Annotated in this window: 14 protein-coding genes and 3 tRNA genes; 15 read left to right on the top strand and 2 right to left on the bottom strand. The window is 59.1% G+C overall.

The window, feature by feature from the left end; genetic code table 11:
• Positions 1-219: 219 nt before the first annotated feature.
• Entirely contained in the window at positions 220-1,404 is a 1,185-nt protein-coding gene (locus ACIROW_RS17755; protein WP_402277774.1) for a YifB family Mg chelatase-like AAA ATPase, read from the bottom strand.
• Positions 1,405-1,414: 10 nt separating this feature from the next.
• Positions 1,415-1,657, bottom strand: coding sequence for an accessory factor UbiK family protein (locus ACIROW_RS17750; protein WP_016836063.1), 243 nt, complete (start codon positions 1,655-1,657; stop codon positions 1,415-1,417).
• Positions 1,658-2,197: 540 nt separating this feature from the next.
• Between ACIROW_RS17750 and ACIROW_RS17745 the strand changes: the two genes are divergently transcribed.
• The 15 genes from ACIROW_RS17745 to tuf all read left to right on the top strand — a co-directional run bounded on the left by ACIROW_RS17745 (position 2,198) and on the right by tuf (position 15,452).
• Positions 2,198-2,998 carry a TorF family putative porin gene (locus ACIROW_RS17745; protein WP_402277773.1) on the top strand — a complete coding sequence of 267 codons (801 nt, stop codon included), beginning with the start codon at positions 2,198-2,200 and terminating at the stop codon, positions 2,996-2,998.
• Between the two features lie 11 nt (positions 2,999-3,009).
• Positions 3,010-3,348, top strand: coding sequence for a P-II family nitrogen regulator (locus ACIROW_RS17740; protein WP_007884397.1), 339 nt, complete (start codon positions 3,010-3,012; stop codon positions 3,346-3,348).
• Positions 3,349-3,360: 12 nt separating this feature from the next.
• Positions 3,361-4,920, top strand: a complete 1,560-nt coding sequence (locus ACIROW_RS17735) for an ammonium transporter (RefSeq protein WP_402277772.1) — start codon at positions 3,361-3,363, stop codon at positions 4,918-4,920.
• A gap of 258 nt (positions 4,921-5,178) precedes the next feature.
• Positions 5,179-6,474, top strand: coding sequence for a glutamate--cysteine ligase (gene gshA / locus ACIROW_RS17730; protein ID WP_402277771.1), 1,296 nt, complete (start codon positions 5,179-5,181; stop codon positions 6,472-6,474).
• 33 nt (positions 6,475-6,507) lie between these two features.
• Positions 6,508-7,455 carry a glutathione synthase gene (gene gshB, locus ACIROW_RS17725; protein WP_402277770.1) on the top strand — a complete coding sequence of 316 codons (948 nt, stop codon included), beginning with the start codon at positions 6,508-6,510 and terminating at the stop codon, positions 7,453-7,455.
• Positions 7,456-7,509: 54 nt separating this feature from the next.
• Positions 7,510-7,917, top strand: coding sequence for a PTS sugar transporter subunit IIA (locus ACIROW_RS17720; protein ID WP_029363889.1), 408 nt, complete (start codon positions 7,510-7,512; stop codon positions 7,915-7,917).
• Positions 7,918-7,938: 21 nt separating this feature from the next.
• Complete coding sequence (locus tag ACIROW_RS17715; protein ID WP_402277769.1) at positions 7,939-8,208, top strand: HPr family phosphocarrier protein; 270 nt, start codon at positions 7,939-7,941, stop codon at positions 8,206-8,208.
• A gap of 156 nt (positions 8,209-8,364) precedes the next feature.
• Positions 8,365-10,155 carry a phosphoenolpyruvate--protein phosphotransferase gene (gene ptsP, locus ACIROW_RS17710; RefSeq protein ID WP_402277768.1) on the top strand — a complete coding sequence of 597 codons (1,791 nt, stop codon included), beginning with the start codon at positions 8,365-8,367 and terminating at the stop codon, positions 10,153-10,155.
• Positions 10,156-10,566: 411 nt separating this feature from the next.
• Positions 10,567-11,706: a homoserine O-acetyltransferase gene (locus ACIROW_RS17705; RefSeq protein WP_402277767.1), complete on the top strand. Its 1,140-nt coding sequence runs from the start codon at positions 10,567-10,569 to the stop codon at positions 11,704-11,706.
• Positions 11,703-12,305: a methionine biosynthesis protein MetW gene (gene metW / locus ACIROW_RS17700; protein WP_402277766.1), complete on the top strand. Its 603-nt coding sequence runs from the start codon at positions 11,703-11,705 to the stop codon at positions 12,303-12,305. Before ACIROW_RS17705 ends, metW begins: the two co-directional genes overlap by 4 nt.
• 142 nt (positions 12,306-12,447) lie before the next feature.
• Positions 12,448-13,719 (top strand): AmpG family muropeptide MFS transporter, encoded by a 1,272-nt coding sequence (locus tag ACIROW_RS17695; RefSeq protein ID WP_402277765.1) that lies wholly within the window; start codon positions 12,448-12,450, stop codon positions 13,717-13,719.
• A gap of 84 nt (positions 13,720-13,803) precedes the next feature.
• Positions 13,804-13,889: transfer RNA gene (locus ACIROW_RS17690), tRNA-Tyr, on the top strand.
• 63 nt (positions 13,890-13,952) lie between these two features.
• Positions 13,953-14,026 (top strand) — tRNA-Gly (locus tag ACIROW_RS17685).
• Positions 14,027-14,077: 51 nt separating this feature from the next.
• A tRNA-Thr gene (locus tag ACIROW_RS17680) sits at positions 14,078-14,152 on the top strand.
• 103 nt (positions 14,153-14,255) lie between these two features.
• The gene (gene tuf, locus ACIROW_RS17675) at positions 14,256-15,452 is read left to right on the top strand and encodes an elongation factor Tu (RefSeq protein WP_016836040.1); all 1,197 of its coding nucleotides are present in this window, start codon (positions 14,256-14,258) and stop codon (positions 15,450-15,452) included.
• The last annotated feature ends 23 nt before the right edge of the window (positions 15,453-15,475 follow it).

The following is a 15,475-nucleotide window of genomic DNA, read 5'->3' as shown; positions in this document are numbered from 1 at the left end:
GCTAGGATTAAATTCCGTTAGACCTACCATTTTGATGGACAGCGTCCAATATCTCGCCTTCATAATATTCCAGCTTACTAGCGTGGAACACATTTCATAAAAAGCTATGAGATGTGTTCATGCTATCCCCACTTTGTTGCAACTACATTGATTTGTACGCCTGTTGCAGGACGGGCAATTACATAGCATTTACTGTTTAACAATGTGAAATCGTCAGAGTTAGGCGCTAATTTTAATGATTTGTGTGTCTAACTTTGACGATGGCCAGTAACGCGTCACCTGATCTGGCGTGCAACGGCATTCGCGATGAAGCGCGCCGAGGTAGCCGCAGGGGCAGGGATTCATGGCGGCAATCAATTGGAAGCGCGCCGGAAAATCAGCCTGGCGCGCCGCGCGTGAAATTGTAATCTGACCCGATTCCAGCGGCTCGCGCAATACTTCCAATACCTTGCGATCGAATTCCGGAAGCTCATCAAGGAACAGCACGCCCCGGTGCGCCAGCGAAATTTCACCCGGACGCGGCGTACCGCCGCCGCCCACCAGCGCGACGCCCGATGCGGTGTGATGCGGCGAGCGGTAAGGACGCACCTTCCAGCGCGCGGCGGAAAAACCGCCGGTCAGTGATTGCACTGCTGCCGATTCCAGCGCTTCTTCATCGGTCATGGGCGGCAAAATACCTGGAAAGCGCGCCGCCAGCATCGACTTGCCGGTGCCGGGAGGGCCGACCAGCAACACGCTGTGACCACCGGCCGCGGCGACTTCGAGCGCGCGCTTGGCCTGCAACTGGCCTTTGACGTCGGAAAAATCGAGATAGGCAGGTGCGGCAGGCTTGATCGCCGGCCGGTGCTGCGTCAGCCGGGCATCGCTGTCGGCGCCGCGCGCGGCGAAATGCGCGCATACCTGCAGCAGCGAATCGGCGGGGAAAATGGTGGCGTCGGCGACCAGCGCAGCTTCGTCGGCATTGTCGCGCGGCAGGATGAAGATACGTCGGCGACCGTCGCTGTGATGCGAGGTGCGCATGGCGTACGTCATGGCCAGCGCACCGCGGATCGGACGCAGATCGCCCGACAGCGACAGCTCGCCTGCGAATTCGTACTCGTCGAGGCCGTCGCCGGGCATTTGTCCGGAAGCAGCCAGGATGCCCAGCGCAATCGGCAGATCGAAGCGGCCCGATTCTTTGGGCAGATCGGCCGGCGCAAGGTTGACGGTGATTCTCTTGGCGGGGAATTCAAAGCGCGCATTCTGCAATGCGGCGCGCACGCGATCCTTGGATTCCTTGACCTCGGTTTCCGGCAAGCCCACGATGGTGAAGGACGGCAGACCGTTGGCCAGGTGTACTTCCACCGTGACTTGCGGCGCATGCATGCCCGCCAGCGCACGGCTCTTCAATACAGCAAGGCTCATCGTGACCGGATCAGGAGGCTTTCTGGCGCGCTTCGAGTTCGGCCACGCGGGCTTCCAGCTCTTCCAACTTGGCGCGGGTCTTGGCCAGCACCTGCGCCTGGATGTCGAATTCTTCGCGGGTGACCAGGTCCAGTTTGGAGAAACCCTGGCTCAGCATGGCCTTGACGTTCTTTTCGATATCCTTGGCCGGAGAGTTCTCGATAGCCTTGTTGATTTTGGATTGAATATCTTCGAAGAATTGTGGCTTATCCATGATGCTTCCTTTTATTAGTAGTGACGATCCGACAAGTGTAGCGCTTTCGTTGTCCTGCGGGAAAACAAAGCGGCGCAAAAGGCGGCCATGTGATCGGCGTGATGGCGTTACCTGTCAGAATCGCGTCGCGCGGAAACGTTCATCACCGGTCCTGCGAAGGGTTGACGGCCTGTCCAAATATAAGAAGGCGACCACCGAAAATCCCGCGTAAGATCGTTGCAGGGCATTGCATTTTTGCAACAGTTTCTTGCGTGCTCAACTGGGTGGCAAAACCGCGCCCAGCCATGCACCATAAAAAACAAAAATTTCCCAGTGGAAAATGTTATGTTGAAATTGTTGCGCACTATTGTTGTGCGCCAAGGTTTGTGTTTCACTCTAATGCACTGTTTTTGGGAAAAAAAGAAAAAATGCCTAATTGGAATGTTGATTTGCGCTAAAAAAAGTAACGCAAACCGCCAAAAAAGGGTTGGCATGGCTCCTGCTATACAAGTTGTGCAGAAATGAACAATTTGTTGTTTAACAGAAACCTAGAGGGACGCCATGAAAAAATTGATTCTTGCAACAGCAGTCGCAGCATCGTTAGTCGCCAGCTTCGCCCATGCGGAAGACGCACCTAAGCCAGACAATGAAGTTACCTTCAATGCTGCCGTCGTCAACGACTACCGCTATCGCGGCCTGACTCAGACGCGCTTCGACCCGGCTTTGCAAGTTGGAGCTGATTACACGCACAATCCAACCGGTCTGTATCTCGGCACATGGCTGACCAACATCAAATGGATCAAGGATGCAGGCACGCTGACCGGCACTAACACCAAAGGCAATGTCGAGTGGGATATCTACGGCGGCAAACGCGGCGATATCGGCGGTGGCTTCACTTATGACGTCGGCGGTCTGTACTACTACTACCCAGGCAACACGCTGTCCAACAGCGGCGCCAAGAACGCCAATACATTCGAACTTTACGGCCAGGTGGGCTACGGTCCAGCGTACTTCAAGTACTCGCAATCGCTGACCAATCTGTTCGGCAACGTTAGCAGCAAGTACAGCCAGTACTTCGATCTGGGCGCCAACATCGACACTTGGTATGGCGTGATCCTCGGTCTGCATGTCGGTCGTCAGAACGTCAAGGGCAGCAACAACGGCGTCTCCAATGACCAATACAGCTACACCGACTGGAAAATCGGTCTGAGCAAGTCGTTTGACGAACTGGCCGGTGTTACCTTGGGCGTTGCGTATCTGGGCACCAATTTGAAGGATGGCGTGCAAACAACCCCTGTTTCCGATGGTTCCAAGAATGTCGGCAAGAGCGGCTTCGTCGTTTCCCTCAGCAAAACTTTCTAATTGAGGTCGGTATGAAACTGATTACAGCGATCATCAAACCATTCAAGCTCGACGAGGTGCGTGAAGCCTTGTCGGCAATCGGCGTGCAAGGCATTACCGTGACGGAAGTCAAGGGTTTCGGCCGCCAAAAAGGCCACACCGAGCTGTATCGCGGTGCGGAATATGTTGTGGATTTCCTGCCGAAGACCAAGATCGAAGCCGCAGTCGACGATTCCATCGTTGAGCGCGCGCTGGAAGCGATCGAGGCTGCAGCACGCACAGGCAAAATCGGCGACGGCAAGATCTTCGTACAGGATCTGCTGGACGTTATCCGCATCCGTACCGGCGAAACCGGCAAAGACGCTCTTTAAGGGGGAACAGTAATGAGTATTAAAAAAATGTTTTCAAGTGCGCTTGCAATTGGCACCTTGTTGTTGGCGGTAAGTTTCGCCGCACCGGTCCAGGCGCAAGACGCACCGAAGCCGGAAGCTGCAGCTGCAGCTGCTCCTGCGGCGGAAGCGCCGAAGGCTGACGCACCGAAAGCCGAAGCACCTGCAGCAGCTCCGGCTGCCGCCGCTGCTGCTCCTGCCGCCGCTGCAGCCCCGGCTGCTGCCGCAGCTGCACCCGTGCTGGTCCCTAACAAGGGCGACACGGCCTGGATGCTGGTATGTACTGCATTCGTGATCCTGATGACCTTGCCAGGCCTCGGCCTGTTCTACGGCGGCCTGGTCCGCAGCAAGAACATGCTGTCGGTGCTGATGCAATGTTTCGTGATCTTCTCGCTGATCTACATCCTGTGGTTCGTCTACGGCTACAGCATCGCATTCACTGAAGGCAACGCGTTCTTCGGCGGCTTCGATCGTCTGTTCCTGCATGGCCTCAACGGCGACTCGACCACTGCCACCTTCAGCAAGGGCGTCGTGATTCCTGAACTGTCGTTCGTGGCCTTCCAGGGCGCGTTCGCAGCCATCACCGTGGCGCTGATCATCGGTTCCTTCGCAGAGCGCGTGAAGTTCTCCGCCGTGATCGTGTTCTCGATCCTGTGGTTCACCTTCTCGTACCTGCCGATGGCCCACATGGTCTGGTTCTGGCCTGGTCCGGATGCATTCACCGACGCTGCCGCTGCAGAAAAGGCGACTGCGATTTCGGGTTGGTTGTTCCAGAAGGGCGCGCTGGATTATGCCGGCGGCACCGTGGTGCACATCAACGCTGCGATCGCCGGCCTGGTCGGTTCGTATGTGATCGGCAAGCGCGTCGGTTACGGCAAGGAAGCCTTCAAGCCGCATAGCCTGACTCTGACCATGGTCGGCGCTTCGCTGCTGTGGTTCGGCTGGTTCGGCTTCAACGCCGGCTCCGGTCTGGAAGCCAACGGCGGTGCAGCGTTGTCCTTCGTCAACACCATCCTGGCAACTGCTGCTGCAGTGCTGTCGTGGAGCTTCGGTGAATGGATCGGCAAGGGCAAGCCGTCGATGCTGGGTGCAGCGTCGGGTGCCGTCGCCGGTCTGGTGGCGATTACTCCTGCAGCCGGTTTCGTCGGTGTCTGCGGTGCGGTTGTGATGGGCCTGCTGGCCGGTCTGCTGTGCCTGTGGGGTGTCACCGGTCTGAAAAAGCTGCTGGGTTCGGACGATGCGCTGGACGTCTTCGGCGTGCACGGCGTGGGCGGTATCCTGGGTGCGATCCTGACTGGCGTGTTCGCTGCGCCTAGCCTGGGCGGCACAGGTATCTATGACTACGTCGCCAACGCAGTCGCTCCCGACTACTCGATCGGCGGTCAGGTCTGGATTCAGTTCCAGGGCGTGCTGACTACCGTGATCCTGTCGGGCGTGGTCTCCTTCATCGCCTACAAGCTGGTCGACATCGTGATCGGTCTGCGTGTGACGGAAGAAGAAGAACGCGAAGGTCTGGACATCTCCAGCCACGGCGAATCGGCTTACCACTCCTGATTGTTTCCCGGGGGCCTTGCGCCCCTTTCAGAAGCGCCCGCGACTCCGGTCCGGGCGCTTTTTTTATGTCTCTTTAAAAAAACGACAACGCCGCCATGTAAAAGGCCTCTCCACCAGATATTGCCGTGTGGCGGGCGACGTAATAGCCAGAATCCCGCTAAAATGGCCGGTTCCTGTCGGTTTTGTTATCGGTTGTTTCCATCGATCACCGGCCGCTATTTCGTCCAATCGCTACCCAGCACGCGCAGAAGGTCTTTTATGGTTCCGCATCTTGTCACCGCCCTCAACGGTCCGCTTCTCGACCTGGAAAAGAAAATCCTGGGCGCAACTCCCGCGATCGAGCGCTGGTTCCGCATGGAGTGGCAAGAGCACACGCCGCCGTTCTATTGTTCGGTCGACCTGCGCAACGCCGGCTTCAAGCTGGCGCCGGTAGACACCAATCTGTTCCCGGGCGGCTTCAACAATCTGTCGCCGGAAATGCTGCCGCTGGCCGTGCAGGCCGCGATGGCCGCGATCGAAAAATATTGCCCTGACGCAAAGAACCTGCTGCTGATCCCCGAGCATCACACGCGCAACAGCTTCTACCTGCAAAACATCGCGCGGCTGATGCAGATCTTCCGCCAGACCGGCCTGAATGTGCGCCTCGGTACCCTGGAAGACATCAAGAAGCCCAAGCAGATCGATCTGCCCGACGGCAGCACCATCACGCTGGAGCCGCTTGAGCGCTCCAAGAACGGCCGTCGCCTGGGTCTGAAGAATTTCGATCCCTGCACCGTGCTGCTCAACAACGACCTGTCGATCGGCATCCCGTCGGTGCTGGAAAACCTCGACGAGCAAAATGTCCTGCCGCCGCTGCACGCCGGCTGGGCGGTGCGCCGCAAGAGCAACCACTTTTCCGCCTACGACGACGTCGTGAAGAAATTCGCCAAACTGGTCGACGTCGATCCATGGATGCTCAATCCGCTGTATGCCAAATGCGGCGAGCTCAATTTGCAGGAAGACGCCGGCTCCGATTGCCTGGCCGACAACGTCAGCAGCCTGTTGTCGAAGATCCGCAAGAAGTACAAGGAATACGGCATCAAGGAACAGCCGTTCGTGATCGTCAAGGCCAATGCCGGCACCTACGGCATGGGCATCATGACGGTCAAGGACGCCAGCGAGGTCAAGGATCTCAACCGCAAGCAGCGCAGCAAGCTGGCGGTCGGCAAGGAAGGCCTGGAAGTCAACGAACTGGTGATCCAGGAGGGCGTGCATTCGTTCGAACGCATCAACGAAGCCGTCGCCGAGCCGGTGGTCTACATGATCGACCGCTACGTGGTGGGCGGTTTCTATCGCGTCCACGCCGACCGCGACATCAACGAAAACCTGAACGCCCCCGGCGCCCATTTCGTGCCGCTGGCGTTCCAGCAGCAGCATGCCTTGCCGGACTTGCAAGCCAAGCCCGGCACCGCGGCGCCGAACCGTTTTTACATGTACGGCGTGGTGGCGCGACTGGCGCTGCTGGCGGCGTCGCTGGAAATGGAAAAGACCGATCCGAATCCGGAAGTCTATTAATCTTATTTGGCTGACATTTTTGACGGACATTTCATGAAAATCGCTTTCCTCGCCGACCCGCTCGATACCTTCAAGACCTACAAGGACTCTACCTTCGCCATGATGCGTGAAGCTGCTCGCCGCGGCCACGCCATCTACGCGTTCGAGCAGACCGACGTCGTGCTGGAAAGCGGCCTGGTCACCGCCAACGTCGCGAAGATCACGCTCACCGGCGAGGCCGACGACTGGTACCGCGCCGACAAGCCGGTCTCGACTTTCCTGTCGGAGTTCGACGCCATCGTGATCCGCAAGGATCCGCCGTTCGACATGGAATACATCTACACGACGTATCTGCTGGAGCTCGCCGAGAAGCAGGGTGCACGCGTCTTCAACAAGCCCGAGGCGATCCGCAGCCACAACGAAAAACTGGCGATCGCGCAGTTCCCGCAATACACCGCGCCGACCCTGGTCACGCGCGACGCCAAGCGCTTGCGCGCATTCCACGACGAACACAAGGACGTGATCCTCAAGCCGCTGGACGGCATGGGCGGCATGGGCATCTTCCGCATCGGCCAGGACGGCATGAACCTCGGCTCGGTCATCGAAACCCTGACCGACAACGGCAACCGGACCATCATGGCGCAGCGTTTCATCCCGGAAATTTCCAAGGGCGACAAGCGCATTTTGCTGATTGGCGGTAAAGTGGTGCCGCATGTTTTGGCGCGCATTCCGCAAGGCGGAGAAGTGCGCGGCAATCTGGCGGCCGGCGGTCTCGGCGTGGCGCAACCGATTTCGCCGCGCGAGCTGGAAATCGCCGAAGCACTGGCGCCGGTATTGGCGCAGCGGGGGTTGTTGCTGGTAGGATTGGACGCTATTGGCAATTATTTAACAGAAATCAATGTCACCAGCCCGACCTGTTTCCAGGAAATCACGCAGCAAAGCGGCTTCGATGTTGCCGCCATGTTCGTCGATGCGCTGGAAGCTGCGGTCGCAGGCAGCTGAAGCAATCAATCCGGCGCCCGGTCTGGCAACGTACATATAAGCAAGCAGAAATTCATGGTCGGTATCCTTCTCCTCACGCATGCCCCGCTGGGTCAGGCTTTCATCGCAGCGGCCACGCATGTCTTCCGCGGCTTGCCGGAACGCATCGAAGCAATCGACGTCATCGCCGACCAGAACCCGGCGGAAGTGCAGCGCATGGCGGCTGACGCCGTGCATCGCCTCGACGACGGCAGCGGCGTGCTGGTCATCACCGACGTCATGGGCGGCACGCCGTCCAACTGCACCGGTTACCTGTGCGCCATCGACAATGTCGAAATCATCGCAGGCATCAGCCTGCCGATGCTGCTGCGCGCGCTGACCTACCGCAACGACACGCTTGACGTCGTCATGGAAATGGCCTTGGCCGGCGGCCAGAGCGGCGCCGTCCGGATCGACAACCGCATTCGCGTTTCATCCCAATAAAAGCACAAAGAAAGAATTGCCATGATTCAAAAAGAACTTGAGATCATCAACAAGCTCGGTCTGCATGCGCGCGCGTCGGCCAAATTCACGCAACTGGCGTCGAAGTACAAGTGCGAAGTCTGGATGACCTTCAACAAGCGACGCGTCAACGCCAAGTCCATCATGGGCGTGATGATGCTGGCCGCCGGCAAGGGCACCAAAGTGCTGCTGGAAACAGAAGGCGCCGACGAACAGGATTGCTTCAATGCCTTGGAAGCGCTGATCCTGGACCGATTCGGCGAAGGCCAGTAATCCCCGTAAAGTCGTAAGTCTTCGAATTTCTCTCGTTTGTTTTCCTCTTGTTTTGCCGCACGATTGCTAAATGATGCGTTGTCCGGTAAGGTTTTGAGAGCTACCGCGCATGAACACAGATGACGGCATAACAAAATAACGCAGGAGACAAACGCGATGGCATCTTTCACCTTACACGGCATTCCTGTTTCCAAGGGGATCGCCATCGGCCGCGCGCATCTGCTCGCGCCGGCCGCGCTGGACGTCAAACATTATCTGATTCCCGAGGAGCAGGTCGAAGCCGAAGTCCTGCGCCTCAAGAGCGCGATTGCCGCCGTCCATCAGGAACTGCAAACCATCCGCGACGACTTGCCCAAGGAAGCGCCGCCCGAACTGGGTGCTTTCATCGATGTGCATGCGCTGATCCTGTCGGACCCGATGCTGGCCGAAGTGCCGCTCAACATCATCCGTCACCGCTATTACAACGCCGAATGGGCGCTGGTGACGCAGATCGACGGCTTGTCGGCGCAGTTCGACGAGATTGAAGACCCTTATCTGCGCGAGCGCAAGGCCGACATCCAGCAGGTCGGCGACCGCGTGCTCAAAGTGCTGACCGGCAGCGCCATCAGTCTGCCGCCAGCGGCAGGAGAGGGCGCCGCCGCCAGCATCATCGTTGTCGCACACGACATTTCGCCGGCCGACATGCTGCAGTTCCGTGACGGCGCCTTCGCCGGTTTCGTCACCGACCTCGGCGGCCAGAATTCGCATACCGCCATCGTCGCGCGCAGCCTCGACATCCCGGCCGCAGTCGGCATGAACAACGCTTCGGTGCTGGTCAAGCAGGAAGACGTGCTGATCATCGACGGCGACGCCGGCGTGGCCATCGTCAATCCGTCGCCGCTGGTGCTCGCGCAATACCGCGCGCGCCAGGAGCGCATGCTGCGCGACCGCAAGAAACTCGGCCGTCTCAAGAAGACTCCGGCGATCACCCAGGACGGCACCGAAATCACGCTGCTGGCCAATATCGAGTTGCCCAGCGACAGCGCCCCCGCGCTGGAAGCGGGCGCCAACGGCGTCGGCCTGTTCCGTTCCGAATTCCTGTTCATGGGCCGCGCCGGGCATCTGGAAAAATTCCCGTCCGAAGACGAACAGTTCGATTCATATTGCCAGACCGTGGTGTCGATGAAGGGGCGCCCGGTCACGATCCGCACGCTCGACGTCGGCGCCGACAAGCCGCTCGACGAAGATGAACAGACTGCGCTGAATCCGGCGCTGGGTTTGCGCGCGATCCGCTATTGCCTGTCCGAGCCGCAGATGTTCCTGACGCAGCTGCGCGCGATCCTGCGCGCCTCAGCCTTCGGTCCGATCAAGCTACTGATCCCGATGATGGCGCACGCGTTCGAAATCGACCAAACGCTGGCGCTGATCGAGCAGGCCAAGGAACAATTGCGTCAACGCAAGCAGAAGTTCGATGAAGACATTGAGATCGGCGCGATGATCGAAATCCCGGCAGCCGCGCTGGCCTTGCCGATGTTCATCAAGCGTCTCGATTTCCTGTCGATCGGCACCAACGACCTGATCCAGTACACGCTGGCGATCGACCGGGTCGACCACGAGGTGGCGCATCTGTACGACCCCTTGCATCCGGCCGTGCTGTTCCTGCTGTCGAGCGTCATTTCAATGGCGCGCAAGGCCGATATCCCGGTCGCGGTGTGCGGCGAGATGGCGGGTGACGTAAAGTGGACGCGGCTGTTGCTCGGCATGGGCCTGCTGGAGTTTTCCATGCATCCTTCGCAACTGTTGTCGGTCAAGCAGGAAATTCTCAACAGCGACCTGACCTTGCTGGAGCCGCAGGTCAAAAAGGTGTTGAAGGCATCCGAGCCGGCCGCCATCGAAGCCGCCATGGCGCAACTGCGCGCCATCACCAGCGAACCGGAAATGAAGGCCACCGCCGCACGGCGCCGCTAAACCTGTTCACGATCTCACTGCGAGGCCATGATCCGGCGTCGTGCGGTACTCGGAATCCTCATGTACTAAAGTACACTCCAAGGCGTGTAACTGAGCTCCGTTCCACCGCCGCCGGCTGATGGCCTCTCGTACAGGTCGTGAACAGATTCGGAATGGATACGCTTTCACCGTGGTTTGACGGCATGCCCCGACTTGGTTATTCTTACACCACTGCGCCGATTTGAATGGTTTATCCAAACCTCAGCTTGCGGGCGCCGGAACCTTGGGTTCCATCTAAATACGGCTAAAGCGAGCTTGGTGCAATACAAGACAAGCCCAGAATTTAGCCCGTGAGCGTAAGCTCCGGGCTTTTTTGTTTTCGGGCCCCTGAATCGGTAGACGGACATAACCGCAAGATAACGAAGAGAGCCCATGTCGATCGGAATCGTATCGCCGCAAATCATGCATTTTCCCGAGCCGCTGCCGCTCAAGAACGGCACGGCGCTGGCCGACTACGTGCTGATGTATGAAACCTACGGCACGCTCAATGCCGACAAATCGAACGCCGTGCTGGTGTGCCACGCGCTCAACGCTTCGCACCACGTCGCCGGCGTCTACAAGGACGACCCCGACAACGTCGGCTGGTGGGACAACATGGTCGGTCCCGGCAAGTCGCTCGACACCGACAAGTTCTTCGTCATCGGCGTCAACAACCTCGGCTCCTGTTTCGGCTCTACCGGTCCGATGCATACCAACCCGGCCACCGGCAAGCCGTACGGCGCGAGCTTCCCGGTGGTGACCGTGGAAGACTGGGTCAACGCCCAGGCGCGCCTGGCGGACCAGCTCGGCATCGCCCAGTTTGCCGCGGTCATGGGCGGTTCGCTGGGTGGCATGCAGGCGCTGGCGTGGAGCATCATGTATCCGGATCGCCTGCGCCACTGTGTGGTGATCGCGTCGACCCCAAAACTGTCGGCGCAGAACATCGCCTTCAATGACGTTGCACGCCAGGCGATCCTGACCGATCCGGACTATCACGGCGGCGACTTCTATGCGCACGGCGTGGTGCCGAAAAACGGCTTGCGCGTGGCGCGCATGGTCGGTCACATCACCTACCTGTCGGACGACGACATGGCCGAAAAATTCGGCCGCGACCTGCGCTCGGGCGAATACCAGTTCGGCTACGGCGTGGATTTCGAGATCGAATCCTACCTGCGCTACCAAGGCGACAAATTCTCGACCTACTTCGACGCCAACACCTACTTGCTGATCACCAAGGCGCTCGACTACTTCGATCCGGCGCGCGACTTCGGCGGCGATCTGAACAAGGCGCTGGCCGGCACCAAGGCGCAATTCCTGCTGGCCTCGTTCACCACCGACTGGCGCTTTTCGCCGGAGCGTACCCGTGAAATCGTGCAGGCGCTGGTCAGCAACAAGCGCCGCGTCAGCTATGCCGAAATCGACGCGCCGCACGGCCACGACGCCTTCCTGCTGGACGACGAGCGCTATATGAAGTTGCTGCGCGAATACTATCAACGCGTCTGGGCGGAAATCGCCATGGAGGAGAGCGCATGAATTTCCCTGAACTGAGCGTATTGCGCCCCGACCTGGCGTTCATCGCGCACTGGATTCCTGCCGGCTCGCAGGTGCTTGACGTCGGCTGCGGCGACGGCGTGATGCTCGATTACCTGCAGACTGACAAGGCCTGCAGCGGCTACGGCATTGAAATCGACGACGCCCGCATTCCCGAATGCGTGGCGCGCGATGTGTCGGTGATCCAGCAAGATCTGGAAGGCGGCCTGGCCATGTTCGAAGACAACGCCTTCGACAACGTGCTGTGCCTGTCGGCGCTGCAAATGGTCAAGGACGTCGAAGGCATCCTGCGCGAAATCGCCCGGGTCGGCCGCGAAGCGACGGTGTCCTTCCCCAACTTCGCTTACTGGACGCACCGCATTGCGCTGTTGCGCGGCCGCATGCCGGTGTCGAAATCGTTGCCTTACGAGTGGTACGACACGCCCAACCTGCGTTGCGCCACGATCAAGGACTTCGAAGCGCTGGCCAACGAGGTCGGCCTCGACGTGCTGGAATGCGTGGCGCTGCACGACGGCAAACCGGTGACCTTCCTGCCCAATTGGCGCGGCAGCCTGGCAGTGTTCCGTCTCAAGAAGAAGTAACCCGCCCTGTCGATCGCCCGCGCCGCCGCAGGAAAAATCGTACCGGCGCCGGCAAATTCCTTATACTCCGCAGACGTCTCCGCCCAGGTGTCCCGCGGGCGGAGTTCTTCCTGTCCGTACTGACGTCTCGCTTTCTCTTTTTATGACCGACAACCGCATTTCGTGGCACAGCTATCTCAACCGTCGCATGCTGATTTGCGTGTTTCTCGGTTTCACGTCGGGGTTGCCGCTGTTCATCCTGCTGAGCCTGTTGCAGGCCTGGCTGGCCAAGTCCGGGCTCAACGTCAAGGCGCTCGGCTTGTTCGCACTGGTGATGTTCCCCTACACCTGGAAATTCCTGTGGTCGCCGCTGATGGATCGTTTCCACTTCGGTCGCATGGGGCGCCGACGCGGATGGATGTTCTTCACCCAGATCGGCCTGTTCGTCGGCATCGGCGCCATGGGCATGCTGGATCCGCAGACCCAGATCGGTACGATCGCCCTCATGGCGTCGGTGGTGGCCTTCCTGTCGGCCAGCCAGGACATCGTGATCGACGCCTATCGCCGTGAAATCCTGCCGGAAGAGGAGCTGGGCCTGGGCAGCGCCATCCACGTCAACGCCTACAAGCTGTCGGGCATGGTGCCAGGGGCTTTGTCGCTGGTGCTGGCCGACCTGATGCCGTGGCAGACCGTATTCTGGATCACGGCCGGCTTCATGCTGCCGGGTTTGCTGTGCACGCTGGCGGTCAAGGAGCCGGTGGTCTACGGCGTGCCGCCGAAGAATCTGCGCGAAGCCGTAGTGCTGCCGTTCCGCGAGTTCGTCACGCGCGGCGGCTGGAACAAGGCGCTGTGGGTGCTGGCCTTCATCTTCCTGTACAAGCTCGGCGACAGCATGGCGACTGCGCTGGCGACCAAGTTCTACATTGACCTCGGATTTTCCATGACGCAGATCGGCGTGGTCTCGAAAACCACCAGCCTGTGGGCCAGCGTGGCGGGCGGCATTGTCGGCGGGGTCTGGATGATCCGGCTCGGCATCAACAAGGCGCTGTGGGTGTTCGGCGTGATCCAGGCGGTGGCGATCCTCGGTTTTGCCTGGCTGGCCCATGTCGGCGCCAGCACCGTGGCGCTGGCGGTGGTGATCGGCATCGAAGCCTTTGGCGTCGGCCTCGGCACGGCGGCTTTCGTCGCCTACATCATGCGCGAGACCGATCCACGCTACACGGCCACGCAATTTGCCCTGTTCACCAGCCTGGCGGCGGTGCCGCGCACTTTCGTCAATTCTTCGGTCGGGTACATCGTCGCCTATATGGGCTGGTTCAATTTCTTCATCCTGTGCTTCATCCTGGCCTTGCCCGGCATGGTCATGTTACTCAAAATTGCTCCGTGGAATCACGTCGAGCATCTTCCGGAAGCGACAGTCGAGATCCCTAAATAGCCGGCAGCTAAAAATATTGCGTCGGCTTTCGTATTTTAGTTGACAAGGGAAAAGTATTCGCCTATAGTTTTGAGTTCCCTGCGCGGAGAGGTGGCCGAGTGGTTAATGGCAGCAGACTGTAAATCTGCCCTCTTACGAGTACGCTGGTTCGAATCCAGCCCTCTCCACCATTTTGGGAGCAGTCTTAAAGTTGTTGCGGCTGTGAAGTGATAAGTGTTCGATGGCAGTTCCTCGCGGGTGTAGCTCAATGGTAGAGCTGAAGCCTTCCAAGCTTATGACGAGGGTTCGATTCCCTTCACCCGCTCCAAAGTTTTTTGTCCGGTTGCATCGTTTGGCAGTTGGTGCGATCGGCAGGTATGCCCTTGTAGCTCAGTGGTAGAGCACTCCCTTGGTAAGGGAGAGGCCACGTGTTCAATCCACGTCAAGGGCACCAGTTGTATAGCAGGTAGCAGGTGTTTCACCGTAAGCGCTGCAGCAAGTCAGCAAGTCGATCGGGCGCGTTGCCTGAACATTCTCATAATCGTTAGGAGTCTAAGATGGCAAAAGGCAAATTCGAGCGGACCAAGCCGCACGTGAACGTTGGCACGATTGGTCACGTTGACCACGGCAAGACCACACTGACAGCCGCAATCGCGACCGTGTTGTCGAAGAAATTCGGCGGCGAAGCGAAGGCCTACGATCAAATTGACGCAGCGCCTGAAGAAAAGGCACGCGGCATCACCATCAACACTGCGCACGTTGAATACGAAACGGCAAACCGTCACTACGCGCACGTTGACTGCCCAGGCCACGCCGATTATGTGAAGAACATGATCACCGGCGCCGCGCAGATGGACGGCGCGATCCTGGTTTGCTCCGCAGCAGACGGCCCGATGCCGCAAACACGCGAACACATTCTGCTGTCGCGTCAAGTTGGCGTTCCTTACATCATCGTGTTCCTGAACAAGGCCGACATGGTTGATGATGAAGAGCTGCTGGAGCTGGTCGAAATGGAAGTGCGCGAGCTGTTGACCAAGTACGAATTCCCAGGCGACGACCTGCCAATCATCAAGGGTTCGGCGAAGCTGGCCCTCGAAGGCGACACTGGCCCGCTGGGCGAGCAAGCGATCATGGCCCTGGCAGAAGCGCTGGACACTTACATCCCGACACCGGAACGTGCTGTTGACGGCGCTTTCCTGCTGCCAGTGGAAGACGTGTTCTCGATCTCCGGCCGCGGTACCGTTGTGACCGGTCGCGTTGAGCGCGGTATCGTCAAGGTCGGCGAAGCCCTGCAAATCGTCGGTATCCGCGACACACAAGACACAGTTTGCACCGGCGTCGAAATGTTCCGCAAGCTGCTGGACCAAGGTCAGGCAGGCGACAACGTTGGCGTGCTGCTGCGCGGCACCAAGCGTGAAGACGTGGAGCGTGGCCAAGTGTTGGCCAAGCCAGGTTCGATCAAGCCGCACAAGCACTTCACCGGCGAGATCTATGTGTTGTCGAAAGACGAAGGCGGCCGTCATACTCCGTTCTTCAACAACTATCGTCCACAGTTCTACTTCCGTACAACGGACGTGACTGGTTCGATCGAGTTGCCGAAGGACAAGGAAATGGTCATGCCAGGCGACAACGTGTCGATCACCGTGATGCTGATCAACCCGATCGCGATGGAAGAAGGCCTGCGCTTCGCTATCCGTGAAGGCGGTCGTACCGTCGGCGCCGGTGTGGTTGCCAAGATCCTGCCAGACGCGTAATAAGAAGAGTAGCAATCGCCGCG

The sequence above is a fragment of the Herbaspirillum sp. NPDC101397 genome (assembly GCF_044767325.1).
Classification (GTDB): domain Bacteria; phylum Pseudomonadota; class Gammaproteobacteria; order Burkholderiales; family Burkholderiaceae_D; genus Herbaspirillum.
Note: the sequence above shows the minus strand (reverse complement) of the source record. Positions and strands in the feature narration are given on the sequence as shown.

Excerpts from the sequence above, each read along its gene's own strand:
- tuf (WP_016836040.1), top strand. The coding sequence starts at position 14,256 with ATGGCAAAAGGCAAATTCGAGCGGACCAAGCCGCACGTGAACGTTGGC.
- metW (WP_402277766.1), top strand. The coding sequence starts at position 11,703 with ATGAATTTCCCTGAACTGAGCGTATTGCGCCCCGACCTGGCGTTCATC.
- gshB (WP_402277770.1), top strand. The coding sequence starts at position 6,508 with ATGAAAATCGCTTTCCTCGCCGACCCGCTCGATACCTTCAAGACCTAC.
- ACIROW_RS17755 (WP_402277774.1), bottom strand. The coding sequence starts at position 1,404 with ATGAGCCTTGCTGTATTGAAGAGCCGTGCGCTGGCGGGCATGCATGCG.
- ACIROW_RS17715 (WP_402277769.1), top strand. The coding sequence starts at position 7,939 with ATGATTCAAAAAGAACTTGAGATCATCAACAAGCTCGGTCTGCATGCG.
- ptsP (WP_402277768.1), top strand. The coding sequence starts at position 8,365 with ATGGCATCTTTCACCTTACACGGCATTCCTGTTTCCAAGGGGATCGCC.
- ACIROW_RS17735 (WP_402277772.1), top strand. The coding sequence starts at position 3,361 with ATGAGTATTAAAAAAATGTTTTCAAGTGCGCTTGCAATTGGCACCTTG.
- ACIROW_RS17705 (WP_402277767.1), top strand. The coding sequence starts at position 10,567 with ATGTCGATCGGAATCGTATCGCCGCAAATCATGCATTTTCCCGAGCCG.
- ACIROW_RS17720 (WP_029363889.1), top strand. The coding sequence starts at position 7,510 with ATGGTCGGTATCCTTCTCCTCACGCATGCCCCGCTGGGTCAGGCTTTC.
- ACIROW_RS17750 (WP_016836063.1), bottom strand. The coding sequence starts at position 1,657 with ATGGATAAGCCACAATTCTTCGAAGATATTCAATCCAAAATCAACAAG.
- gshA (WP_402277771.1), top strand. The coding sequence starts at position 5,179 with ATGGTTCCGCATCTTGTCACCGCCCTCAACGGTCCGCTTCTCGACCTG.
- ACIROW_RS17695 (WP_402277765.1), top strand. The coding sequence starts at position 12,448 with ATGACCGACAACCGCATTTCGTGGCACAGCTATCTCAACCGTCGCATG.
- ACIROW_RS17740 (WP_007884397.1), top strand. The coding sequence starts at position 3,010 with ATGAAACTGATTACAGCGATCATCAAACCATTCAAGCTCGACGAGGTG.
- ACIROW_RS17745 (WP_402277773.1), top strand. The coding sequence starts at position 2,198 with ATGAAAAAATTGATTCTTGCAACAGCAGTCGCAGCATCGTTAGTCGCC.